23 protein-coding genes and 1 pseudogene are annotated in these 23,721 nt (G+C 74.3%); 12 read left to right on the top strand and 12 right to left on the bottom strand.

Annotation, left to right across the window (positions count from 1 at the left end; translation table 11 throughout):
* Positions 1–50: 50 nt before the first annotated feature.
* Entirely contained in the window at positions 51–2,708 is a 2,658-nt protein-coding gene (nhaA, locus tag ACI79U_RS04310) for a Na+/H+ antiporter NhaA (protein ID WP_457065579.1), read from the top strand.
* A gap of 11 nt (positions 2,709–2,719) precedes the next feature.
* Complete coding sequence (locus ACI79U_RS04305; RefSeq protein WP_457065581.1) at positions 2,720–3,721, top strand: DUF2332 domain-containing protein; 1,002 nt, start codon at positions 2,720–2,722, stop codon at positions 3,719–3,721.
* A 9-nt stretch (positions 3,722–3,730) separates the two neighbouring features.
* Here ACI79U_RS04305 and ACI79U_RS04300 read toward each other — a convergent pair whose 3' ends face one another.
* From ACI79U_RS04300 to ACI79U_RS04285, 4 genes are all read right to left on the bottom strand, one after another.
* Complete coding sequence (locus ACI79U_RS04300) at positions 3,731–4,684, bottom strand: methyl-accepting chemotaxis protein (RefSeq protein WP_457065583.1); 954 nt, start codon at positions 4,682–4,684, stop codon at positions 3,731–3,733.
* Position 4,685: 1 nt separating this feature from the next.
* A complete protein-coding gene (locus ACI79U_RS04295; RefSeq protein ID WP_457065585.1) occupies positions 4,686–5,255 on the bottom strand; it encodes a PAS domain-containing protein in 570 nt (189 codons plus the stop codon).
* A gap of 75 nt (positions 5,256–5,330) precedes the next feature.
* Positions 5,331–6,593, bottom strand: coding sequence for a glutathionylspermidine synthase family protein (locus tag ACI79U_RS04290; protein WP_457065587.1), 1,263 nt, complete (start codon positions 6,591–6,593; stop codon positions 5,331–5,333).
* Positions 6,590–7,030, bottom strand: coding sequence for a hypothetical protein (locus ACI79U_RS04285; protein ID WP_457065589.1), 441 nt, complete (start codon positions 7,028–7,030; stop codon positions 6,590–6,592). The genes ACI79U_RS04290 and ACI79U_RS04285 overlap by 4 nt, the downstream gene beginning before the upstream one ends.
* A 187-nt stretch (positions 7,031–7,217) precedes the next feature.
* Here ACI79U_RS04285 and ACI79U_RS04280 point away from each other — a divergent pair, with 187 nt between their 5' ends.
* On the top strand, positions 7,218–8,006 hold the full coding sequence (locus ACI79U_RS04280) for an alpha/beta fold hydrolase (protein ID WP_457065591.1): 789 nt from the start codon (positions 7,218–7,220) through the stop codon (positions 8,004–8,006).
* 70 nt (positions 8,007–8,076) lie between these two features.
* Positions 8,077–8,478 carry a VOC family protein gene (locus ACI79U_RS04275; protein ID WP_457065593.1) on the top strand — a complete coding sequence of 134 codons (402 nt, stop codon included), beginning with the start codon at positions 8,077–8,079 and terminating at the stop codon, positions 8,476–8,478.
* Positions 8,479–8,577: 99 nt separating this feature from the next.
* On the opposite strand, the gene ACI79U_RS04270 is transcribed toward ACI79U_RS04275, so the two are convergent.
* On the bottom strand, positions 8,578–8,976 hold the full coding sequence (locus tag ACI79U_RS04270) for a DUF2237 family protein (protein WP_457065595.1): 399 nt from the start codon (positions 8,974–8,976) through the stop codon (positions 8,578–8,580).
* A 91-nt stretch (positions 8,977–9,067) separates the two neighbouring features.
* On the opposite strand from ACI79U_RS04270, the gene ACI79U_RS04265 reads away from it, so the two are divergent.
* Together ACI79U_RS04265 and ACI79U_RS04260 are read left to right on the top strand one after the other, a co-directional pair.
* Positions 9,068–9,994, top strand: coding sequence for an NAD(P)H-binding protein (locus ACI79U_RS04265; protein ID WP_457065597.1), 927 nt, complete (start codon positions 9,068–9,070; stop codon positions 9,992–9,994).
* Positions 9,991–10,785 (top strand): CPBP family intramembrane glutamic endopeptidase, encoded by a 795-nt coding sequence (locus tag ACI79U_RS04260; RefSeq protein WP_457065599.1) that lies wholly within the window; start codon positions 9,991–9,993, stop codon positions 10,783–10,785. The genes ACI79U_RS04265 and ACI79U_RS04260 overlap by 4 nt, the downstream gene beginning before the upstream one ends.
* Positions 10,786–10,794: 9 nt before the next feature.
* Here ACI79U_RS04260 and ACI79U_RS04255 read toward each other — a convergent pair whose 3' ends face one another.
* The 7 genes from ACI79U_RS04255 to ACI79U_RS04225 all read right to left on the bottom strand — a co-directional run bounded on the left by ACI79U_RS04255 (position 10,795) and on the right by ACI79U_RS04225 (position 16,770).
* Complete coding sequence (locus tag ACI79U_RS04255; protein ID WP_457065601.1) at positions 10,795–11,829, bottom strand: alpha/beta fold hydrolase; 1,035 nt, start codon at positions 11,827–11,829, stop codon at positions 10,795–10,797.
* 38 nt (positions 11,830–11,867) lie between these two features.
* Complete coding sequence (locus ACI79U_RS04250) at positions 11,868–12,695, bottom strand: MOSC domain-containing protein (protein WP_457065603.1); 828 nt, start codon at positions 12,693–12,695, stop codon at positions 11,868–11,870.
* 73 nt (positions 12,696–12,768) lie between these two features.
* Positions 12,769–13,041, bottom strand: coding sequence for an FmdB family zinc ribbon protein (locus ACI79U_RS04245; protein ID WP_457065605.1), 273 nt, complete (start codon positions 13,039–13,041; stop codon positions 12,769–12,771).
* Positions 13,042–13,100: 59 nt separating this feature from the next.
* Entirely contained in the window at positions 13,101–14,363 is a 1,263-nt protein-coding gene (fmdA, locus tag ACI79U_RS04240) for a formamidase (RefSeq protein ID WP_457065607.1), read from the bottom strand.
* Between the two features lie 36 nt (positions 14,364–14,399).
* Positions 14,400–15,653 (bottom strand): formamidase, encoded by a 1,254-nt coding sequence (gene fmdA / locus ACI79U_RS04235; RefSeq protein ID WP_457065609.1) that lies wholly within the window; start codon positions 15,651–15,653, stop codon positions 14,400–14,402.
* A 64-nt stretch (positions 15,654–15,717) separates the two neighbouring features.
* Entirely contained in the window at positions 15,718–16,383 is a 666-nt protein-coding gene (locus ACI79U_RS04230; RefSeq protein ID WP_457065611.1) for an AmiS/UreI family transporter, read from the bottom strand.
* A gap of 63 nt (positions 16,384–16,446) precedes the next feature.
* Positions 16,447–16,770, bottom strand: a complete 324-nt coding sequence (locus ACI79U_RS04225; protein WP_457065613.1) for an FmdB family zinc ribbon protein — start codon at positions 16,768–16,770, stop codon at positions 16,447–16,449.
* A 311-nt stretch (positions 16,771–17,081) separates the two neighbouring features.
* Here ACI79U_RS04225 and ACI79U_RS04220 point away from each other — a divergent pair, with 311 nt between their 5' ends.
* From ACI79U_RS04220 to ACI79U_RS04195, 6 genes and pseudogenes are all read left to right on the top strand, one after another.
* Positions 17,082–18,338 carry an amidase gene (locus ACI79U_RS04220; protein WP_457065615.1) on the top strand — a complete coding sequence of 419 codons (1,257 nt, stop codon included), beginning with the start codon at positions 17,082–17,084 and terminating at the stop codon, positions 18,336–18,338.
* Between the two features lie 131 nt (positions 18,339–18,469).
* The gene (locus ACI79U_RS04215; RefSeq protein ID WP_457065617.1) at positions 18,470–19,741 is read left to right on the top strand and encodes an acyl-CoA dehydrogenase family protein; all 1,272 of its coding nucleotides are present in this window, start codon (positions 18,470–18,472) and stop codon (positions 19,739–19,741) included.
* Positions 19,742–19,954: 213 nt separating this feature from the next.
* A pseudogene (locus ACI79U_RS04210) lies at positions 19,955–20,491 on the top strand (UGSC family (seleno)protein).
* The gene (locus tag ACI79U_RS04205; RefSeq protein WP_457065619.1) at positions 20,488–21,564 is read left to right on the top strand and encodes a hypothetical protein; all 1,077 of its coding nucleotides are present in this window, start codon (positions 20,488–20,490) and stop codon (positions 21,562–21,564) included. Before ACI79U_RS04210 ends, ACI79U_RS04205 begins: the two are co-directional and overlap by 4 nt.
* Before the next feature lie 17 nt (positions 21,565–21,581).
* Positions 21,582–22,013, top strand: a complete 432-nt coding sequence (locus tag ACI79U_RS04200) for a dehydratase (protein WP_457065621.1) — start codon at positions 21,582–21,584, stop codon at positions 22,011–22,013.
* A complete protein-coding gene (locus ACI79U_RS04195; RefSeq protein WP_457065623.1) occupies positions 22,010–23,719 on the top strand; it encodes an AMP-binding protein in 1,710 nt (569 codons plus the stop codon). Before ACI79U_RS04200 ends, ACI79U_RS04195 begins: the two co-directional genes overlap by 4 nt.
* Positions 23,720–23,721: the final 2 nt, after the last annotated feature.

Genomic DNA, 23,721 nt, shown 5'->3' with positions numbered 1-23,721 from the left:
GGTGCAGCAGGGCGTCCCAGCCGTCACATCCGCGCGGTAGGAAGACCGTCGTGACAGCCCCGTCCCGCACCCAGAGCCGCTCCTCGCGGACCGGTCACCTGCTCGCCCAGCTCTCCACCCCGGCCCGCCGGTTCCTGCGCACCGAGGCCTCCAGCGCGGTGCTGCTGGTCGCCGCCACCCTGCTGGCCCTGGCGTGGGCGAACTCCCCGTGGGGCGACTCCTACGAGCGGGTGTGGCACACCGAGTTCGCCGTGCAGCTGGGCGCCACCGAGGTCGCGATGGACCTGCGGCACTGGGTCAACGACGGCCTGATGGTGTTCTTCTTCTTCCTCATCGGGATGGAGGTGCGCCGGGAGCTGTCGATGGGCGAGCTGACCCAGCGCAGCCGGCTGTCGGTGCCCGCCCTCGGCGCGATCGCCGGGCTCGTGGTGCCGGCCGGCATCTACCTGGCGATCAACGCCGGCGGCCCGGGGGCGCACGGCTGGGGCATCCCGATGGCCACCGACACCGCCTTCGTGCTCGGCGCGCTCGCGCTGGTCGGCTCGCGCGCCCCGACCCAGCTGCGGGTGTTCCTGCTCTCCCTGTCCGTGGTCGACGACATCGGCGCGCTCACCGTGATCGCGGTCTTCTACTCCGAGGACATCGACCTGGTGGCCCTCGGCGTCGCGGCGCTGTGCGTCCTCGCCTTCGGGTGGCTCACCCGGCTGCAGGTGTGGCGGGGCCCGGCCTACTTCGCCGTCGGTGTGGTCATGTGGCTGGCGATGCACGCCTCCGGCGTGCACGCGACGATCGGCGGGGTGGTGCTCGGGCTGCTGGTCAGCGCGTACACGCCGCGCCGCGCCGAGGTCGAGTCCGCCGGGACGCTGGCCCGCGCCTTCCGGCAGGCCCCGGACGTCGCCCTGGCCCGGCGGGCGAAGCTGTCGGTGGAGCGGGCCATCTCGCCCAACGAGCGGATCGGCGCGCTGCTGGTGCCCTGGAGCGGTTACGTCGTCGTCCCGGTGTTCGCCCTGGCGAACGCCGGGGTGCAGTTCGACGGCGACGTGCTGGACCGGGCGCTCACCTCCCCGGTGACGATCGGGGTCTTCCTCGGCCTGGTCGTCGGCAAGTTCGTCGGCATCGGGCTGGTCTCCACCCTGGCGGTGAGGTTCGGCATGGGCTCGCTGCCGCCCGGGGTGAACCTGCCCAGCATCTGGGGTGGCGCGGCGCTGTCTGGGCTGGGGTTCACCGTCTCGCTGTTCGTCGCCGACCTGGCCTTCGACGACCCGGTGCTGCGCGAGGAGGCGATGATCGGCGTGCTGGCCGCCGGGGTGGTCGCCGCCGTGCTGGGCGCCGTCTGGTTCTGGGTGCTGGGCCGCCGCACGCCGCGGGTCGCCGACGCCGGGCCGCAGCGCCTCGACCCCCCGGTCGACCCGGCGGTCGACCACCTGCGCGGCCCCGTCGACGCGCCGCTGACCCTGGTGGAGTTCGGCGACGTCGAGTGCCCGTTCTGCGGCCGGGCGAACGGGGTGGTCGAGGAGCTGCGCCGCCGGTTCGGCGACGACCTGCGCTACGTGTTCCGGCACCTGCCGCTGCCCGACGTGCACCCGCACGCCGAGCTCGCCGCCGAGGCCACCGAGGCCGCGGGTGCCCAGGGCGCGTTCTGGGCGATGCACGACCGGCTCTACGCCCACCAGGACCAGCTGGAGGCCGACGAGCTGCTCGACCACGCCGCTGCCCTCGGCCTGGACCTCGGCCGGTTCGCCGAGGAGCTGGGGTCCGGCGTGCACGCCGCACGGGTCCGCGCCGACGTCGTGGGCGCCGAGGCCAGCGGCGTGCAGGGCACCCCGACCTTCTTCGTCAACGGCGTCCGGCACGACGGCCCGACGACCACCGAGTCGCTCGCCGCCGCGCTGGTCTCCTCCGACCCCCGCGGTCCGGGCCACGGCGGCCTGCTGCCGGCGACCGAGCCGGTGGCGTCGGCGCAGCAGCTGCGGATCTTCTCCCCGCCGGCGTCCATGCCGGCGATCGACGTGCTGCCCGGCGGGCCGGTCACCGAGACCCCCGACGACGGCGCGTCCCCGCGGCTCTCCGACGCGCACATCGCCGTGTTCCGCCGGGTGGGGCGGCGGATGAGCACGGTGCGCGGCCAGGTGCTGCTGCGCTCGGGGCAGGCGGAGTTCGACTTCTTCGTCGTCCTCTCCGGTGCGATCGCGGTGGTCGAGGGGTCGCTGGAGCACGGGGCGGACGGCGGCAAGCGCGTCGTGGCGGTCAACGGCCCGGGCCGGTTCCTGGGCGGGCTGAACATGCTGGCCGGGCAGCGGCCGGTGCGGTCGCTGGTGGTCGCGGAGGACGGCGAGGTGCTGGTGCTCAGCCTGGAGCAGCTGCGCGCGGTGTTCGCCCGCGACCGTGGGCTGGCCGACGTCGTCACCCGCTCCTTCCTGCTGCGCCGGGCGATGCTCATCGGGCAGGCGAGCGGGCTGCGGGTGGTCGGCGACCGGCGCTGGCCGGCGAGCGTGGCGCTGCGCGAGCAGCTGGCCGAGGACGGGGTCCCGCACACCTGGCTCGACCCGGCCGACGACGACGCCGCGCGCCGGCTGCTCGCCGAGATCGGCGCGGAGGAGGCGACCTCCCCGGTGGTGCTCACCCCCGACGGCCGGGTGCTGGTCGAGCCGACCCGCGACGACCTGGCCCGGTTCGCCGGCGCCGGCCGTGACCTGACCACCACCTGAGGGGTGCGGACATGAGATCGCTCGACGAGGAGCTCACCGACCTGGCCGACCACTACCGGTGGTTCGCCGCGGTCGAGGCCGCGCCGGTCTCCCCGCGGTACGCGGAGCTGGCCGCCGCGGTCGCCGTGGACGACGACGTGCTGGCCTTCCTCGGCGCTCTGCCCACCGGCAAGCGGCAGGCCAACCTGCTGCTGGGGGCGCTGCAGCACCTGCACGGTGGCCCGCCGGCGGACGGCGCGCAGCTGCACGACCGGGTGCTGGGCGACGCCGACCGGCTGCGGGCGACGATGCTCGCCCGCGCGACCCAGACCAACGAGGCCGCCCGCTGCGCCGCCCTGCTGCCGCTGCTGGCCGGCCTGCCCGGGCCGCTGGCGCTGATCGAGGTGGGTGCGTCGGCCGGGCTGTGCTTGTACCCCGACCGGTACGGCTACGCCTACGACGGGGGTCTCCGGGTCGGGCCGGCGTCGAGCCCTGTGCAGCTGCGCTGCTCGACCTCCGGGCGTGGCCCGGTGCCGCGGGACGTGCCCCAGGTGGTGCGCCGGGCCGGGATCGACCTCAACCCGCTCGACCCGGCCGACCCCGACGACGTCGGCTGGCTGCAGGCCCTGGTCTGGCCGGGGATGGACGAGCGCCGGGACCGGCTGACCGCGGCGGCCGCGATCGCCGCCCGGGAGCCGGCCGAGCTGGTGCGCGGCGACCTGGTGGAGCAGCTGCCCGGGCTGGTGGCCGGCATGCCCGCCGAGGCCACCGTCGTCGTGTTCCACACCGCGGTGCTCGCCTACCTGCCGGCGGCGGCCAGGGAGGCGTTCGTCGGGCTGGTCGGCGGGCTGCCGGTGCGGTGGGTCTCCCAGGAGGGCGTGGGCGTGCTGCCCGCCGTCGCGGCGCGGCTGCCGGAGGTCCCGGCGGCGGGCGAGCGCCGGTTCCTGCTGGCGCTGGACGGCGAGCCGCTGGCGTACACCGACCCGCACGGCGGCCGCATCGACTGGCTCCCCGCCGCGGCCGCCCTGGCCTGAACCGCCGGGTCAGCTGCGCATGTGGGCCAGGAAGCCGGTCATCTCCGCGCGGAGCTTCTCCGCCAGCTGGGACAGTCCCGGCGACGTCGTCCCCAGCGGGTCGGACGCCGAGCCGTCGACGGCGGTGGTGATCCCGTCGACCAGGCCGGTCATGTCCGCGACCGTCGTCCCCACGTTGGTCATCACCTCCGAGACGTCCCCGCAGGCGGCGCGCACCGATGCGACCTGGGCGGTGACCCGCTCGGTGGCGCTGGCGGTCTGGTCGGCCAGGTCCTTGACCTCCGAGGCGACGACGGCGAACCCCAGGCCGGCCTCCCCGGCCCGGGCCGCCTCGATCGTCGCGTTCAGCGCCAGCAGCCGGGTCTGCGCGGCCACCGAGTCGATCAGCGCGATGACCTCCTTGATCTCGGTGGAGGACCGGTCGAGGGAGACCACGCTGTCCTCGGCCCGGCCGACCTCGGTACCGGCGGACACGGCCGCCCCGGTCAGCCCGGCGGCCGAGGCGCTGAGCTCGGTCGCCGCCGTGGCCACCTGCTCGGACATCGCCAGCACCACCGACTCGAACTCGTCGGCCAGCGCCAGCCGGGCGGCCGCCGCCTCGGTGACCCGGGCCGCCGAGCCGCGCATCGCCTCGCCGGCCTGGTTGAGGATCCCGGCGCCACGCCGGTAGGCACCCGGCAGGCCGCGCTCCAGCACGCGCCGGTGGAAGCGCCCGTCGGCGGCCGAGGTCAGCGCCGCGCCGGCCTCGCGCACGAAGGTGTCGGAGACGTCGAGCAGCTGGTTGACGCCGTCCTGCAGCTCGCGGAGCTCGGGGACCTCCCGGGAGCCGGCCACCGCCCGGCTGCGGGCCTCCAGGTCGCCGGCGGCCGCGGCGCGGCACACCCGGCTGAGCTCGGCCACGAAGGCCCGGTAGACCGCCAGCTCCTGCTCGGCCGACGTGTTCCTCGACGGACGGCGCCCCACCTCAGAACCCTCCCTCGGAGATCAGCGACCACACGAACTCGTCGTAGGTCTGGCCGCGGTCGGTCAGCAGCGTGCCGAGCAGCGCGGTGGAGGCCTCGAGCGCCGCCCGGCCGTTGGGCTGGGCACGCTCGGCGGCGCGCAGCTGGTCGTAGAGCGCGCTCGCCCCGGCGATGGCCGGTCGGGTGGGGGCGCGCCGGCTGGAGTGGTAGCCGACGATCGTGCCGCGGGCGTCGTAGCTGGGGGTCACGTTGGCCAGCACCCAGTAATGGGCGCCGTCGGCGGCCAGGTTGTTCACGTAGGCGAACACCTCCTGGCCGGCGGCGACGGTGTCCCACAGCAGCTTGAACACGGCCTTGGGCATGTCCGGGTGCCGGATCAGGTTGTGCGGCTGGCCGAGGACCTCGTCCTCCTCGTACCGCGACACCCGCAGGAACGACTCGTTGGCGTAGGTGATCACCCCGCGCAGGTCGGTCTTGGAGACGATCAGGTCATCGGGCTCCAGCACCCGTTCCTGCCCGCTGGGCCGCACCGCCCGCCGCTGGTCCCGGGCCGTCGTCCCCGCCGTCGTCACCTGTGCCGCCTCCCTGCCGCCGAACGTCTGCTCCGCCAGTTCTCGGCAGGCGGAGCGACGAACGGGACGGCCGGGTCAGGCCGACCAGGTGGTGTTCGGCGGTCGCTGGTAGCCGATGGTGTGCGGGACGAAGAAGGACAGGTCGTCGGTGATCAGCCCGTCGGACTCCCGGATGCCCAGCCCGGCGGCCTCGCCGTCGACCACCCAGGCGCCGAGCACCGGGTGGTGCGGGCCGTCGGGGCCGGCGAAGTCCGGCAGCGCGCACAGCTGCTGCACGATCCAGCCCTCGGCGCCGTACTGGCCGCCCTGCGCGGCGAGCACCTCACCCCCGGGGGCGACCAGCTCCACGTTGTTGCCCTCCCGGCCGAACAGCGGCTTGCGGGCATAGCCGGTCGCGGTCAGCTCGCCGGCGCGCGGGTCGTCGGCGAAGAACGCCGGCAGCAGGTGGCGGGAGAGCACCGGGTCGTGCTCGTACCGCTGCCAGAGCACCGGCAGCAGACCCTTGTTGGACCAGAGCATCTTCCAGATCGGCTCGACCCACGTCGTCCCGTCCGGGTCGCGGAGGTCGGCGATCACCGAGGGGCCGTACGCGTCGGCGAGCAGCCACTCCCAGGGGTAGAGCTTGAAGACGACGTCGATCCGGTTGCCCTGGGGGTCGTAGAACCGGGCGTCGCCGGTGTCCAGCCCGATCTCCTCGGTGGTGAGGACGACCGCCTGGTAGCCGGCCCGCTGCACGGTGTCGGCGAGGTAGGCCACCGTCATCCAGTCCTCGCCGCTGCGGTCACCGGAGGTCCAGGCCAGGTGCACCGTGGGCTTGCGGTGGTGGTGGCCCTCCCAGCGGGAGAGGTTGCGCTGCCAGGCGGCGACCAGCCGGTCGTCGAGCTGGTTCCACTGGTCCCGACCCTGCCCGGTCTCCAGGTGCCAGGCCCACTGCACGACCGCCGCCTCGACCAGCGAGGTCGGGGTGTCGGCGTTGAACTCCAGCAGCCGGGGGGTGGCGGTGCCGTCCCACCACAGGTCGAACCGGCCGTAGACGCTGGGCGGCTCGGCGTCCCAGCTGGCCCGGACGACGTCGCGGGCGTCCCGCGGGATGCGCATCCGGTCCAGCAGCCGGTCGTCGGCGAGCGCGACGTCCCCGGCCTCCACGCAGGCGGCGAACAGCTGGTCGGTGACGTCGGCCAGGGTGTCGATCTCGGCCTCGGTGAAGTCGTAGAAGACGTCCTCGCGCCAGTACGAGCGCGGGTCCTCCCCGGGCACGGTCGTCTTGTTGTAGACCAGCCCCTGGCTCTCGATCTCGGCCTCCCAGCCGAGCCGGGCCTTGCCGTAGAGCCGCCTCACGACCCGACGCTGCCGCTACCGACCCGGCCGGAGCCGATCCCGCCGGAGATCCGGCTGCCGGAGCTCACCCGGCCGCTGCCGGGCAGCCCGGCGCGGGACCGGGCAGAGGTGTCGGCGGGGTTCACCCGGTTCGCCGCGCCGGTGTACTGCTGCGGGATGGTCTGGCCCACGGCGTACCGGTTGCCGCCGAACCCGCCGAGCAGGAAGAAGTAGGGGATGCCGCCGACGTAGCCGCCGTTGCGCTCGGCCTCCTCGCACAGCTCCTCGTCGACCACCTGGTCCTGCTCGTCGACGCAGTAGACCCGCTCGGCCTCCACGTCGTCCTCGCCGGAGGCGTACCCGCCGGTGCCGCAGGCGGACAGGAAGCCCATGGCCGCGCCGGTCAGGCTGACGGTGCCGATGGCCGCGCGCACCCGGTTGCTCCTCGACGTGCTCACCGTCTGCACTCCTCCTGCCGCGCTCCTGCCGGACCCGCACATGCTGTCGGACGGCGCTCCGGTCTGCGCACCCGCCCCGCGGCACATCCTCACAGCCCCGCCCCAGCAGCGGGAGGTGCCGTGCCCGGCACGGCGTCCCATCTGTGTACACCCCGGATGGGCGGCGGCGAGGTGGGTAGTCACGGGCATGGACCTCGCAGCGCACCGGACCGGCTCCGGCGACCTCCTCGTTCTGGTCCACGGGCTGGGTGGCTCGTGGCGCTCCTGGGACCCGGTGCTCCCCGGTCTGGCTGCGGGGCGCGAGGTGGTCGCGGTGGACCTCCCCGGGTTCGCCGGCGACACGCCGCCCCTGGCGGACCCCTCCTTCGGCTCGCTCACCGACGCGCTGGCGGACTGGCTCCGGGCGGAGGGGCTGGCCGACGTCCCGCTGGTCGGCAGCTCGCTGGGGGCCCGGATGGTGCTGGAGCTCTCCCGGCGGGGGCTGGGCCGGGACAACGTGGCGCTGGACCCGGGCGGCTTCTGGACCGATCGGGAGGCCGCCGTCTTCCTCGCCAGCCTGCGCGCCTCCATCGCGCTGGTCCGCCGGATCCGGCCGGCCCTGCCCGCACTGCTGGGCAACCCGGCCGGGCGGACGGCGCTGCTGGCGCAGTTCTCCGCCCGCCCGTGGGCCCTGGACGGCGAGGTGGTCACCCGGGAGCTCACCGGGTACGCGCTCTCGCCGTCCTTCGACGCCGTCCTCACCGACCTGGCCCGCGGGCCCCGCCAGCAGGGCGCCCCGGCCGGGTCGCTGCCCGGCCGGCTGACCATCGGCTGGGGACGGCGGGACCGGGTGACCCTGGCCCGCCAGGCGGCGCGGGCGGTCGAGGCCTTCCCCGACGCGGAGCTGCACTGGTTCGACGGGGCGGGCCACCTCCCGATGTGGGACGCGCCGGAGAAGACCGTGGCCGTGGTGCTCGCCGGGACCGCCCAGCGATGAGTTCCCCGGTGCCGGCCGGTCTGACTCCCTAAGGGACCCGACGGCGGTCCCACCAACCGAGGAGCTCTCCGTGCGCACGATCTTCGTGAACCTGCCCGTCACCGACCTGGAGCGGTCGAAGGCCTTCTATGCCGCCCTGGGCTTCGCGAACAACGCCCAGTTCACCGACGAGACGGCCGCCGCGATGGTGATCGAGGAGAACATCCTGGTCATGCTGCTGACCCGGGAGAAGTTCGCCGGTTTCGTGGCGGGCCAGGTCGGCGACCCGGCGCAGGCCACGTCGGTGCTGAACGCGATCTCGGCGGCCGACCGGGCGGAGTGCGACGACCTGCTGGCCCGGGCACTGGCCGCGGGCGGCAAGCCCTGGCTGCCCGCCCAGGACCACGGCTTCATGTACGGCACCAGCTTCACCGACCCGGACGGCAACGTCTGGGAGGCCGCCTGGATGGACCCGGCCGCCCTCGAGGGCTGAGCCCCGGACGTCGAGTGGCGAGCTGTGCACGTCTGCCCCGGGAGCGAGGCGTGCGCAGGTCGTCACTCGGTGGGCGGGTGCCAGGCGAGGTGGGTGGGGTCAGAGCGAGGACGGGTCGTCCGGGACGTCGACGGCCTGGGACCGCAGCGCCTCCAGCGGCACCACCTCCAGGGCCCGGGCGTTGGTCGCGGCCAGCACCACCCCCGCCGGGGCGCCCGCCTGGAGGGCCTGCAGCCAGCGGACGGCGACCACGCACCAGCGGTCGCCGGGGCGCAGCCCGGGGAAGTCGTACTCCGGGCGCGGGGTGACCAGGTCGTTGCCCAGCTCGCGCTGCATGTCCAGGAACTCGGCGGAGACGACCGCGCAGACCGTGTGGCTGCCCAGGTCGGCCGGCCCGGTGCGGCACGACCCGTCCCGGGTGAAGCCGGTCATCGGGTCGGTGCCGCACGGCTCCAGCGGGCCGCCCAGCACGTTGCGGTCCTCACCGGGGGCGCTCATGGGCCGATCATCGCGCCGCCGGGGCCCGCGCGCCGGGTGGATCGCGCGCCTCCGGGTCGCGCCCGACCGGTCGTACCGGGAGGGTGGGGGCGTGCGAGTACTGGTCACCGGGGCGTCGGGGTTCGTCGGCAGCAGGCTGACGCCTGCCCTGGAGGAGGCCGGGCACGAGGTCCGGGCGATGACCCGGCACCCGGACACCTACTCCGGCGCCGGCACCCCGGTGCCCGGGGACGTCGGTGACGAGGCGTCGCTGCGCACCGCGCTGGCCGACTGCGAGGCCGCGTACTACCTCGTCCACTCGCTGGACTCGGCGGACTTCCAGGAGAAGGACGCCGCCGCCGCCCGCGCCTTCGCCCGGGCCGCGGCCGACGCCGGGGTCCGCCGGATCGTCTACCTCGGCGGGCTCGGCAGCGACTCCGACGACCTCTCCGCCCACCTGCGCAGCCGCCGTGAGGTCGAGAAGCTGCTGGGCGAGACGGGTGTGCCGGTCACCGCGCTGCGGGCCGGGATCGTGATCGGCCACGGCGGGGTCTCCTGGGAGATGACCCGCCAGCTCGTCGCCCACCTGCCGGCGATGATCACCCCGCGCTGGGTGCACACCCGCACCCAGCCGATCGCCGTCGCCGACGTCGTCCGGTACCTGGTCGGGGTGCTGACCGCGCCGGAGGCCGAGGGGCGGGCGTTCGACGTCGGCGGCCCCGAGGTGCTCGAGTACCTGGAGATGCTCACCCGGGTGGCGGAGATCCAGGGCCGCCGGCTGCTGATCGTCCCGGTGCCGCTGCTGAGCCCGAAGCTGTCCTCCCACTGGCTGTCGCTGGTCACCGACGTCGACGTGCAGACCGGCCGGTCGCTGATCGACTCGATGACCAACGAGGTGGTCGTGACCGACGACGCGATCCGCCGGGTGGTCCCGTTCGAGCCGATGTCCTACGACGAGGCGGTGCTGACCGCGCTGGGCGAACGTGCCAAGGAGCGCCGGAGCGCCCGCGGGGCGAAGACCACGGGACTGGCCGGATGACCCGTGCCAAGCGGCGGCTGGGCCAGTCGCTGGTGTCCGACGCCCGGCTGACGCGGTTGCTGGCCAAGGCGCCGTCCTGGCTGGTGGACAAGGTGCCGCGCGACCACTGGGAGTCCGACGAGGCCTTCCGCCGCCGTCGCCGGGTCACCGCCGGGGTCTCGCTGGCCGGGGCCGGGCTGCTCGGGGTCTCGCTGTCGCAGAAGCCGAACTCGACGTCGTTCTACGTGCTGACGCTGGGCGTGGCCGGCACCTGGGTCGCCGGTGGCCTCGCCTCCGGACCGCTGCACCTGGGCTGGGTGCAGACCCCGAAGGCCACCCTGCGCCGCCCGCTGCTCACCCCGGTGGTGGCCGGGGCGGCCGCCTTCGCGTCGTTCTACGGCGCGGCGCTGGTGGCCAGGCGCATCCCGCCGCTGGACGCCGCCATCTCCCGGGTGCTGCGGTACGCCCAGCAGGGCTCGCCGCCGCTGGTGCTCACCACGACGCTGGCCAACGGCATCGCCGAGGAGGTCTTCTTCCGCGGGGCGCTCTACGCGGCGGCCGGCGCCCACCACCCGGTGCTGAAGTCCTCCGCCGTGTACACGCTGGCCACGGTCGCCACCCGCAACCCGGCGCTGGTGCTCGCCTCCGTGCCGATGGGCCTGCTGTTCGCGCTGCAGCGGCGGGTCACCGGCGGCATCCAGGCGCCGATCCTCACCCACGCCACCTGGTCGGTGCTGATGCTGCGGTTCCTGCCGCCGCTGTTCGCCGACGAGCCCTCGATCGACGACCCGCACCCGGCCCAGGAGCTCTGACCCGGTCCGTCAGGCCGGGCGGGCCAGCAGCTCCTTCAGCGCCCGGTCGATGAACTCGTTGTCCGCCGGGTTCTGCCCCAGGCCGGCGAAGTGCCCGTAGACGGTCGGGATGACCCGGACCTCACCGTTCTCGATGAACTGGGACGCCCACTCCTCGTCCTCCGGCGGGAAGTACAGGTCCGTCCTGGCCGGCATGGCCACCAGGGGGCAGCGGATCGACCGCAGCGCCGCCTCGGTGTCGCCGTCGAAGCCCGGGGTCCTGCCGACGTCACCGTGCTCCCAGGTCCACAGCATCCCCAGCAGGTCGTTGGGGTCGCGGTCGTCGAGCCAGAAGCCCTCCCAGAACCCGACGAGGAAGTCCTCCAGGGAGGAGAAGCCGAGGTTGCGGTACTCCCGCTGCCAGTAGAAGGCCTGGGAGAGGCCCCAGCCGGCGTAGATCCGGGCGAAGGCCCGCAGTCCCGCGGTGGGCAGCGCGTCCGGCCGGTAGCGCCCGTCGGCGAACGCCGGGTCCAGGGTGAGCGCCGCGCGCAGGCTCTTCAGGAAGACCTGGTTGTGCTCGCTGGTGACCGCCGACCCGACGATGGGCGCGGCCCGCTTCACCATCTCGGGGTGGCTGACCGCCCACTGGTAGGTCTGGCCGGCGCCCATGGACGACCCGAGCACCAGCTCCACCGACTCGATGCCCCACTGCTGCGTGAGCAGCCGGTGCTGTACCTCGACCTGGTCGTAGAAGGTCACGTGCGGGAAGTTCGGCCCGTCGTAGGGCGGCGGGGTGTTGCTCGGCGACGTCGACAGGCCGTTGTTGAGCTGGTTGGGGACGACGATGAAGTACTTCTCCGGGTCCAGCGCGAGGCCCGGGCCCGTCGTCCACTCGTTGGCGTCGTGCCAGGCGCTGTACCAGGTGGGGTGCACGATCACGTTGGACCGGTCGGCGTTCAGCGTGCCGTACGTCTTGTAGGCGAGCTGGGCTCCGCGCAGGGTCGCGCCGCCCTGCAGGACGACGTCCCCCAGGTCGAAGAGCTCGTGGTCGGTGGGCCGTGGCATCGGTGCTCCTCGGGTCGGGGGGCGGGGGGACGGGCGGGTCAGGCGGGCTGGACGGCGGTCTCGTCGAGGAGCTCGACCGGGTCGCCGAGGGCGATCTCACCGGGCTGCTCGACCGTGGCGTACATGCCGAGGATCACCGCGCCGTTGTCCGGCAGGTGCGCCACCGGCGTGCTGAGGTCGGTCGCGAGCTCGCCGCGGTAGCGGACGATCGCCTTGAGCGTGCTGAAGTCGACCGCGCCGGTGTCGGGGTTCTCGTTGGTCACCACGCAGCGCGGCACGGGGCCGACCACCTGGACGGTGGCGCCGCCGATCCGCACGCGCCGGCCGGCCCAGGTGTCCTCCTCGTGGACGTCGCAGCCGTCCACCTCCACGAGCATCCGGAACCGGCGGTGGTCCAGCCGCTCCCCGTCCGGGGTGACCCGCCGCAGGTGCTCGAGCGTCGCGGTGGAGATCAGCGTGACCGGGTGGACGTCGACCGCGTCACCGGGCCGGTCGACCGCGACCAGGTGCACCTCCTGCCCGACGAAGTCGCTGAGCGCGGCCGACCACGGCCCCTCGACGAGGTGTCCGTCGACGGCGCGCCCGTAGAAGTCCGTGCGGACCGCCTCGCCGAGCTCGGTGGTCCGGCCCGCCACGGGTGGGCGGTCGGGGAACCGCAGCCGGAGGTGCTCGTCGCCGGGGTGGAACTCGGCGGTGAGCTGCACGAGCGGGCCGTGCTGCTTGCCGTTGAGCAGCCGCCGTCGGGCGTCGACCAGGTGGAAGCGCCGGTTCTCCGGCACCCCGTTCCCGGTGACCGTCACGGTCTGCGGCTGGTGCAGGGCGGTGCCCTTGACCGGGGTGGTCGAGAGTCGGGAGACGAGCGGCATGGCCCTCCGTCCGGAGCGGGTGCTGGTGCGGTGCTGTGGACCGTAGCCGGGGTCGCGAGGTTCCCGCTGCCGGTCAGTGCCGGTGGGCAGCGCCCCCGGGCAGGCGCCGTCCCGTGGGCGGACCGGTGACCAGCGGCTCCCCGCTGCGGGCCCGGTCGACCCGGGCACGGTCGGCGCGGCCGGCGTCGCGGAGTGCGCCGGTGGGAGGGCGCCCGACCCCCACGCGGTAGTGGCGCGGCGCCGTCCGGTCGCAGGCCGGGCAGGGTGCCGTGGCGGCGGCGTCACGCATGTCGCGGTGCAGGTCGAACGGGCCGCACTCGGGGCAGCGGAACTCGTACAGCGGCAACGCGGTGCTCCTCTCGGGGACGGTGGTGCGGGGCGGGCCGGGCCCGCCCCGCACCGACTTCAGTCGGCGGTCAGGTCCCGGCCTCCACCGGCACCGTCGGGCAGGATGTTCCGGTCGAAGATCGACAGCGGGATGCTGATCGAGACCGCGCTGTTCGGGATGTCGACCACCCCGCCGATCCGGCCGTCGATGGGTGCCGCCCCGAGGAACAGGTACGCCTGCTCGAAGGTCCAGCCCATGGCCGGCATCAGGTAGTTGATGGCGTTGAGGCAGGCCTGGCGGTAGGCGACGGTCGCGTTCATGTAGTAGTTGCGGCCGTCCTCGACGCTGATCCCCTCGAAGGTGAGGAACTCCGAGTAGTTCGGGCCGACCCGGCCGGGCTTGAAGAACGGCATCGACTGCTTGTAGCGGTCCATCCCGCCCTTGATCAGGTCGAAGTGCAGGTCGATGAAGCCGGGCATCTCGATCGCCCCGCAGAAGGTGATCTCGCCGTCGCCCTGGGCGAAGTGCAGGTCACCGATGGAGAAGTTCGCCCCCGGCACGTACACCGGCATGTAGACCCGGCTGCCCACGCCGAGGTCCTTGATGTCCACGTTGCCCCCGTGCTCCCGCGGCGGGATGGTCCGGCAGGCCTCGGCGGCCGCCCGGTCCAGGTCCGCGCCGCGCAGCGTGCCCAGCAACGCGTCCTTGGCCAGCGGGGGCAGGGCCAGCGCCGGCACCTGCGGTGCGCCGGGGACGTCGCCGTCGTGTGCCGGGACGTCGCCGGTGACCCGGTCCGGGTTCTGGTCGATCAGCGCCTGCTCCCGCCGGTTCCACTCCGCCAGCAGGTCCGGGGAGGGGGCGCAGCCGAAGAGGCCGGGGTGGGAGTTGCCGATGAACCGGACGCCGGGGACGTGCCGGCTGGTGGTCCAGATGCCGTCGAGGTCCCAGATCGCCTTGGAGGCCTGGGGTGAGTAGTCGGTGAGGAAGCCGCCGCCGTTCTCCTTGGCGAAGATCCCGGTGTAGCCCCACTCCTGCTCCTGGAAGGGGCCGATGTCCACGATGTCGACGACGAGCAGGTCACCGGGTTCGGCGCCCTCGATGGCGAACGGCCCGCTGAGCATGTGGCACGGGTCGATGTTCATGTCGCGGATGTCGTCGGCGTCGTCGGTGTTGCGGACCTGGTCGTCGGTCCAGTCCTTGCACTCGATCCGGTAGGTCCCGCCGGGGGCCACGGTGTTGGCGGGCGGGATGTCGGGGTGCCAGCGGTTGTGGCCGGGCACCGTCTGGTCGCGCATCGACACGCTCAGGTCGCGGTTGATCTCGAAGATCACGTCGGGCACGGAGGGCTCCTCAGGTCGGGCGGACGGTGGGCGGGATCAGAAGCTCGACCGGGGGACGCCCATGCCTGGGTCGATCCGCGTCGGTCCGGACGCCGAGGGGGTGACGTCGATGTCGAAGATGCCGGTGGGGAGGTAGACGGTGGAGCAGGAGTTGGGGATGTCGACCACCCCGGACAGCCGGCCCTCGATCGGCGCGGCGCCGAGGATCATGTAGGCCTGCTCGGGCGACCAGCCGAACTTCGTCAGGTAGTCGATCGCGTGCAGGCAGGCACGCTGGTAGGACAGGTGCGAGTCCAGGTAGCGCTGCTCGTCGTCCAGCGTCACCGACGTCCCGGAGAAGGCCAGCCACTTCTCGTACCGGGGGTCGACGTTGCCCGGCATGAAGATGGCGTTCTCGCCGACCCCGTAGGTGTCCATGCCGCCCTTGATCAGGTCGACGTGCAGGTCGATGAAGCCGCCCATCTCGATGGCGCCGCAGAAGGTGATCTCGCCGTCGCCCTGGGAGAAGTGCAGGTCGCCCAGCGAGAGCTTCGCGCCGGGCACGTAGACGGGGTAGAAGACCCGGCTGCCCTTGGTCAGGTTCTTGATGTCCTGGTTGCCGCCGTTCTCCCGGGGCGGGGCCGTGCGGGCGGCCTCCCCGGCGACGCGGTCGTACTCCTGGCCGGTCAGGCCGCTGAGGATGGCGTCCTCGGGCAGCGGGGGCAGCGCCAGCGGCGGCACCCGGTCGGGGTCGGTGGCGATCAGCGCGCCCTCCCGCCGGTTCCAGCGGGCCAGCAGCTCCGCCGAGGGCGCGGTGCCCATCAGGCCGGGGTGCACGATGCCGGTGAACGAGACGTGCGGGACGTGCCGGGAGGTCGCCGTCTGCCCGGTGAAGTCCCAGATCACCTTGTAGGCGTCGGGGAACTGGTCGGTCAGGAAGCCGCCGCCGTTCTGCCTGGCGAAGATGCCGGTGTACCCCCAGCCCTGGCCGGCCAGCGGGCCGGAGTCCTCCTGCGGGATCGGGCCGAGGTCGAGGATGTCGACGATCAGCAGGTCGCCGGGCTCGGCGCCCTCCACCGCGAAGGGGCCGCTGAGCACGTGCACCGTGGACAGCGGCGCGTCCCGGATGTCGTCGGCGGAGTCGTCGTTGTGGATCGCCCCGTCGAACCACTCGCGGCAGTCGACCCGGAAGACGTCCCCGGGGCGGACGGTCACCTGGGCCGGGATGTCGGGGTGCCAGCGGTTGTGGCCGATGTGCTGCTGCTCGGTGAACGGCTTGCTGGAGTCGAGGGGGAACAGGCGCTCGGGCATGGTCTGGCTCCTGGGCTCGGGTCTGGCTGCGGGGAGTGGGCGGCCGACGGCTCGGTGGCAGGCCTCACCCCCGCCGGTCGGCCGGTGCGTCCGCGGTGGCCGGCGCGGGTTGCCCCGCCGCGTCGTCGTCCGGCGGCGCGGGGCGCCGGTCCCGGAATGCGGGGAACAGGGCCAGGGACAGCAGCAGGACGACGGCGAGCACGATCGCCCACGTGGTCACGTTGTCCACCCAGGCGCCCGTCATCAGCAGGAATGCGGGGACGGCGCAGGTCGCCACCCCGGCCACGATGGCGACCAGCCCGGTGAACCGGGTGAACTCCTCCCGCTTCAGCCCCAGCACCAGGAAGAACAGCGCCCACAGCACTGCCCAGTACAGCCAGATGACCCCGAAGGCCGGGTCGTCGAGCCGGCCGAAGTTCAGCCCCGCGTAGACCACGGCGCAGCCCGCCACGAAGGCGGAGAACCAGCCGAGCCCGGTGCCGTCCAGGCCGCGGGTCAGGTTCAGGCCCACGTACAGGTAGGTGAAGCCGAACAGGTAGAGGCCGGAGGCGCCGAGGATCGCGTCCGGGTCGCCCCCGGAGGTCACGATCAGGTAGGTCGGCGTGAACACCTGCAGGCCACCGACGAAGAAGTTCAGCGGTGCGGCTGCCCGGGCGTCCACCCGCCCCAGCAGCATCAGCCCGTTGAGGATCAGGACCGCTCCGACGTACAGCAGGCCGACGCTCGCCATCTCGGTCGCTCCCCTCTGTGCCGTCGATCGGGATTCCCCGTCGGGACCTGCGGAGGCCCTCCGTCAGGGGCGGGGCAGCCGGCTCAGGGCCGGGTTGCGCAGCACGTCGGCCCGCCGACCGGAGCCGGGGCCCGGGGGCGGCGCGGCGACGACGTCGGGCTGGTCGCCGCTGCGCTCCGTGCGTTCGATCAGGGCCCGGCGCACCGGGGACCCGAACGAGAGACGGGGCGCGGTGAACACCCGCGCGGCGGTCGAGCCGCAGGCCGGGCACGCGACCGCGGCGGGGGCGGTGCCCATCGCGCAGCGGGTCTCGGTCGTGCCGTGGTCGTGGCAGCGGTACAGGTAGACGGCGATGTCGGACCTCCGGGTGCACCGGCGGAGGGGCACTCGGCCCTCCGGACCAGGCGGACCCTCGTCCCGCCCGGTGGAGGCGGTCAAGGCACCGGCGATCCCGGGCACGCTCCCGCCCCCACCTCGAGCGGCGCGTCGTGACGCCACGGCTGCAGTCGCTCGGGCATGTCGGCCGGAGCCGGAGACCTGTCCGGGACGTCCCGCCGCGCCGGGCACGGTGCTCGCTGGACCGTGGGCAGGCCGGACCGGGACGGCGGGTGCTGCCCGGCGGGCCCGGAGGTGGCAGTCTCACCGTCCGTGACCGTCGTCCCGCCGCTGCCGCCCACGTCCCGGGACGGGCGCTGACGGTGGGGCTCCCGGACGCCGCCGAGCGCGCTCGGCGGGCAGAGGAGGTGCGCGCGGCGACCAACGCGGTGCTGCGCGGCATCGACCCGCCGCTGCCGCACGCCCCCGACGGTCCGCTGGCCGGGGTCCGGGTCGGGCTGAAGGACAACATCGACACCGCCGGGGTGCCCACCACCTGTGCCTCGGCGTTCTTCGCCGACCGGGTCCCCGACGCCGACGCCGTCGTCGTCAGCCGGCTGGCCGCGGCCGGCGCGCAGATGGTCGCCAAGCTGAACCTGTCGGAGTTCGGCATCGGGCTGACCAGCCAGAACTCCGCTGCCGGACCGGTCCGCAACCCCTGGGCGCTGGACCGGCTGCCCGGCGGCTCCAGCGGCGGGGCCGGCGCCGCGGTCGCCGCCGGCCTGGTCGACCTGGCGCTGGGCACCGACACCGGTGGCTCGGTGCGGCTGCCCGCCGCGGCCTGCGGGGTGACCGGGCTCCGGCCGGGGATCTCCGTCGTGCCGGACGCCGGCACCTTCCCGGTCTGCGAGCTGGTCGACACCGTGGGCCCGCTGGCCCGCACCGTCGAGCTCGTCGCCCGCGCCTTCGCGGTGCTCGCCGGCCGGCCGCCGCGCGCCCTGCGCCCGGCCGTGCCCCGGCGGATCGGCGTCCCCGAGCCGTGGTTCGACCACCTGGACCCCGGCGTCGCCGAGGTGGTCGCGGCGGCCGGCCGGGTGTTCGCCGAGGGCGGCGCCGAACTCGTGCCGGTGACGGTGCCCGGGATCAGCGTCGCGCAGGACGTGCTCTACACGATCGTCTACTCCGGCATCGCCGACCTGCACCACGAGCGGCTCGCCACCCCCGGGCTCTTCCAGCCCGACACGCTCGCCCGGCTGCGGGTGGGCGAGGGCGTCTCCGAGGGCGACCGGGCGGGTGCGCTGCAGGTGCGGGCGGAGTACCAGCGCGGCCTGGAGGAGGTGTTCGGCTCGGTCGACGTGCTGCTCACGCCGACCCTGCCGGCCGACGTCCCGACGGCGGTCGCCGCCGACGACGACCTGCTCACCCTGACCCGGCGCCTGAGCACGCTGACCGCGCCGTGGTCGCTGCACGCCGGCCCCACGCTCGCCCTGCCGGTCGGCCGGCACCCGGTCTCCGGCCTGCCGGTCGGTGCGCAGCTCACCGCGGCGGTCGGCGGGGAGGAACTGCTGCTGGACGCCGGCGCCTGGTTCCAGCAGCGGACCGACTGGCACGCCGAGCACCCGCCCTGCCGGGTGGACTGACCGGGCCGGGGTGTGGCGCTGGTCACTCCGGGGTGTGCGGAGGTCCGGGGTTACCCGAGAGTAGGGCGCACCCGGACCGCCGGGTGCCCGACTCCCGAGTGCCAGACTCCCGAGTGCCAGGAGGACCGACGATGACGTCGACCACCCGCCGCCCCGAGCCCGCCCGCATCGAGCCGTGGCCGCCCCAGCCGCCGGTGCTGCACTCGCCCTGGCACACCCCGGCCCGGGCCGCGCTGATGGAGCAGGCCCGCCGGTTCGCCATGGAGGAGGTGCTGCCGGTCGCGAACGAGCTCGACCCGCAGAAGGGCGAGATCCCGCAGCACCTCCTCGAGCGGCTCGGTGAGCTGGGGTGGTTCGGCATCACCGTCCCCGCGGCCGACGGTGGGCTGGGGCTCGGCGTCTTCGAGTACTGCCTGGTCAGCGAGGAGCTGGCCCGGGCGTGGATGAGCGTGGCCAGCATCCTGGCCCGGTCCCAGGGCATGGGGACGGCGGTCGCCGACCCCGACCGCCGTCGCGAGCTGCTGCGGCGCAGCGCCGGTGGCTCCTGGATCGGCGCGGTGGCGCTGTCCGAGCCCGAGGCGGGCTCGGACCTGGCCAACGTGCAGACCCGCGCCGTGCTGGACGGCGACGAGTGGGTGGTCACCGGGCACAAGCGCTGGTGCGGCAACGCCAAGGCCGCCGACTTCATCCAGGTGCTCGTGCGGGTCGCCGACCCGCAGCCGGGGGAGTCCCGTTCCCGCGGGCTGCGCAACCTGCTGCTGGTCAAGGAGCGCGGCTCCTTCCCGCCGGGGCTGTCCGGCTACGCCATCGACAAGGTCGGTTACCACGGCTTCCTCACCTGGGACCTCACCTTCGACGGGGTGCGGATCCCGGCCGGCGACCTCATCGTCGGCCCGGGTGAGGGGGGCGGGTCCGACAGCAGCGGTGACTCCGGCGCCGGGTTCCGCGAGGCGCAGGCCTTCCTCAACACCGCGCGGGTGCACACCGCGGCCCGCGCCGTCGGCCTGGCCCGCGCGGCGGTGGAGGACAGCACGCTCTACCTGCAGGAGCGTGCGCAGTTCGGCCACCCGATCGGGGACTTCCAGGCGCTGCGCTTCACCCTGGCCGAGATGGCCGCGGAGGTGGAGCAGGCGCGGGCCTTCTACCGCCAGGTCGCGCACCTGCTCGACGAGGGGGTGCCCTGCGAGCGGGAGGCGGCGATGGTGAAGCTGCAGGCCACCGAGATGGCGGTGCGGGTGACCAACGCGGCCATGCAGCTGCACGGCGGCAACGGCTACACCACCGAGCGCCAGGTGGAGCGGCACTGGCGGGACGCCCGGCTGACCACGATCTTCGAGGGCACCAGCGAGATCCAGAAGCGGATCATCAGCAACCGGATGCTGCCGCGCAGTCCGCTGTCCTGACCACCGGCTCCCCGGACGGGGAGGGGCCGCGCCACCGGCGCCACCGGTGCCGGCGTTGTCGCCCGAGATCTGGCGGATCGCGGGCGGCGTCCGCCGTTGACGTCGACCTGTGACGTGGCTAACGTCCCTGTTCGAGAGGTGCACTCCTGTTCGGATCACGAACACGATGCCGAGCGCGAGGGCTCCCCGCTCCGGGAGAAACGGACGGCCGCGATGGAACTGCACGAGATCCTCGACCCCACGGGGGCCGGTGAGCAGGGGCAGGACACCGCCCTGGCGCCGCGCACCCGCACCCTGCGGGGAGCCACCCTCGGCCTGCTGGACAACGGCAAGCCCAACGGTGCGGCGCTGCTCAACGAGTTCGCCCGCCAGCTGCGCGAGCGGCACGGCGTGGGCGAGGTGCTGATGTTCACCAAGCCCTACTTCGGCACGCCGGTCGAGCCGACCCAGACCCAGCGGATCTTCGAGGAGTGCGACTTCGCGATCACCGCGATCGGTGATTAGGGCTCCTGCAGCGCGGCCAGTGTGGCCGACGGGATCCTGCTGGAGCGCCAGGGCGTGCCTGCCGTCTCCATCTGCACCGACGCCTTCCGCATCACGGGGGCGGCCATGGCCAGCGGCTACGGCTTCCCCGGCTACGAGTACGTCTCGGTGCCCCATCCGGTGGCCAGCCTGACCGCCGAGCAGATCCGGGAGCGGGTGAGCACCGCGCTCCCGCAGGTGCTGGAGATCCTGGGGGTGGAGGAGTGACCACGACGCTGGAAGCGCTCGAGCACTGCTACGAGAAGGGCTGGACCGACGGGCTGCCCGTCGTGCCCTGCACCCAGGAGCAGCTCGACGCGTTCCTCGCCACGGTCGACCGCGACCCGGGCGAGACCGTGCTCGCGATGCCGCAGATCAACCGGGCGATCACCGTGCGGCTCGCGGCGATCAACGCGGTGATGGCCGGCTGCCGGCCGGAGTACTTCCCGGTCGTGCTCGCCGGCTGGGACGCGCTGTGCGAGGAGGGCTACGTCCGCAAGGGCATCTGGCAGAGCACCACCGGCACCGCGCCGCTGCTGCTGGTCAACGGGCCGGTGCGCGAGCAGCTCGGGCTGAACAGCAAGGGGAACGTCTTCGGTCCCGGCTTCCGGGCCAACGCGACCATCGGCCGGGCGCTGCGGCTCACCGCGCTCAACGTGCTCGGCGTCCGCCCGCACGAGCTCGACCAGGCCACCCAGGGCACCCCGGCGAAGTACACCTGCTGCATCGCCGAGAACGAGGAGGAGTCCCCCTGGGGCCCGTTCCACGTCGACGAGGGGCACGCCCCGGGCGACAGCACGGTCACGGCGATGACGATGCGGTCCACCGTGCACATCGAGGCCCGGCACACCTCGGTGCCCGAGCAGCTGCTCACCGACATCGCCGGCACCGTGTCCCGCACCGGGGCGCTGATCCACGCCGGCATCAGCGCCTGCATCGTGCTCAGCCCCGAGCACGCCCGGCTGCTGGCCGGGCAGGGCTGGAGCAAGCGGGACATCGCGGAGTTCCTGTACCAGGCCTCCTTCCGCAGCCGCGCCGAGCTCGACGCCGTGGGCAAGGGGGCGGTGTCCCAGGTCAGCCGCTGGCGGGTGCCCACCGGGCACCCCGACGGGGAGATCGACGCCGGACCCGACCCCGACCGTGACGGCATCCACGCCCTGGCCTCCCCGGAGTCGGTGCTCGTGGTGGTGGCCGGGGCGTCGAACGCCGGCGTCTCCGCGGTCGTGGAGACCTTCGGCCCGCGCGGTGGGCGCCCGGCCGTCGCGCGGGTGCAGCCGGCCGCCGCGCCGGCCGGCAGCTGAGCAGGGCAGGGGTCCCGATGCCCGCAGCCACCGTCGTCACCGGCGTCGAGGAGACCCAGGCACTGGCCGGCCGCACCCTGGGCACCAGCTCGTGGGTGGAGGTCGGCGCCGAGCGGGTCGACCGGTTCTGCGCCGCGACCGGCACCCGCCCGCCCGTGGGCCCGGCCGGCCCCACGGTCCCCGGCCTCCTGGTGCTCTCGCTGACCACCACGCTCATGCCGGAGCTGCTGGAGTCCCGCGGGTTCGCCCTGTCAGTCAACTACGGCTGCGACTCGGTGCGCTTCCCCGCCGAGATGCCGGTGGGCGGTCGGGTGCGCTGCACCGCGACCGTCGACGCGGTCGGTGCCGTGCCGGGCGGGGTGCAGCTGGCGCTGACCCTGGTGTTCGAGGCCGACGGGCAGGCCGAGCCGGCCTGCGTCGCGTCGACCGTCGTCCGGCGGTACCTGTGACCGCCCCGTCGCCGGCCGCTGCGGTCGAGCAGCGGGACGACACCTCCCCCGGACGGGATGACGTCGCCTCCCGGCTCGAGGCGGTGGCCGATGCGATCAGCTCGCTGGACCCGGGCCGGGCGGCCCTGGTCGCCGGTGGGCGGGCGGTCACCTGGGCCGAGTTCGACGAGCAGGCGGCCCGGCTGGCCGGGCACCTGGCCGCGGCCGGGGTGGGCGTCGGCGCCCGGGTCGGCATCGGGCTGCACAACTCCCCGGAGTACCTGATCGGGGTCTTCGCCGTCCTCAAGCTGCGGGCGGTGCCGGTCAACGTCAACTACCGGTACCGCGCCGCGGAGCTGGCCCAGGTGCTCGGCTACGTCAGCGCCGAGGCGGTGCTGGTGGACGACGGCCTGGCCGCGACGCTGGCCGCGGTGGCCGGCGACCTGCCCGCCCTGCGCACCGTGGTGCGCTGCGGTGCGGACGGCGCGGGCCCCGCGGACCGCACCGTCCCCTGGGAGCAGGCGCTGCGCACGGCACCGCTGCCCCGCTGCGAACGCTCGCCGGACGACCAGGTGTGGCTGCTGACCGGCGGCACGACCGGGGCGCCCAAGGCCGTCGTCTGGGACTCCGCCGGCGTCTGCGCGGTCGTCTCCTCGGCGTACAAGCGGGCCGGCGTGCCGGTGCCGCGGGACCGCGGCGAGGCGGTGGCGTCCGCGGTCGAGGCGGTGCGGACCGGTACCGCCCCGGTCGTGCTCCCCGGGTCACCGCTGATGCACGGCACCGGCTTCTTCTCCGCCGTGGGCAACCTGCTGCGCGGTGGCTGCGTCGTCACCCTCACCGACCGCTCGCTCGACCCGGCCGAGCTCTGGCGCGCCGTGGAGCGGCACGGGGTGGAGGAGCTGGCGATCGTCGGCGACGCCTTCGCGGTGCCGCTGCTCGCCGAGCTCGATCGGGCGGCCGCCGCCGGCCGCCCGTACGACCTGGGCAGCCTCCGCCGGGTGATCAGCTCCGGGGTGCGCTGGAGCCCGGACGTCAAACGCCGGCTGCTGGCGGCCGGCCGGATGACGTTGCAGGACACCATCGCCTCCACCGAGGGCGGTCCGTTCGGGATCTCCCTGGTCGGCCCCGACCCGGAGTCGGTCAGCACCCGGTTCGCGCTGCCGGACAACGCCCGGGTGCTCACGCCCGACGGCCGGGACGTGGTGCCCGGCTCCGGGGAGGTCGGCGAGCTCGCCAGCCGGGGTGCCCTGCCGCTGGGCTACCTCGGCGCCCCCGAGCTGACCGCCTCGGTCTTCCGGGTGGTCGACGGTGTCCGGTACGTGGTGCCCGGGGACGCCGCCACGGTCGAGGCCGACGGCACCCTCACCCTGCTGGGCCGCGGCTCGGGGGTGATCAACACCGGCGGCGAGAAGGTGTTCGCCGAGGAGGTGGAGGAGGCCCTGCTGAGCCACCCGATGGTGCGCGACGCCGTCGTGCTCGGGGTGCCCGACGACCGGTGGGGCAGCCGGGTCACCGCGCTCGTCGTCGCCGACCCGCCGGGCGACGCGACGGCGCGGACGCTCGCCGACCACGTCGGCAGCATGCTCGCCGGGTACAAGCGGCCCCGCTCGGTGCTGTTCGTCGAGACGGTGCAGCGCACCGCCTCCGGCAAGGTCGACCGTTCCTGGGCCCAGCAGACCGCCCGGGAGCTGACCCCGGGCACGCAGCCCCCGTCCGCGGGGGCGTGAGC

The organism is Modestobacter sp. SYSU DS0904 (genome assembly GCF_054051115.1).
The sequence above is the reverse complement of the archived record's forward strand: the minus strand, read 5'-3'. Positions and strand labels throughout refer to the sequence as shown.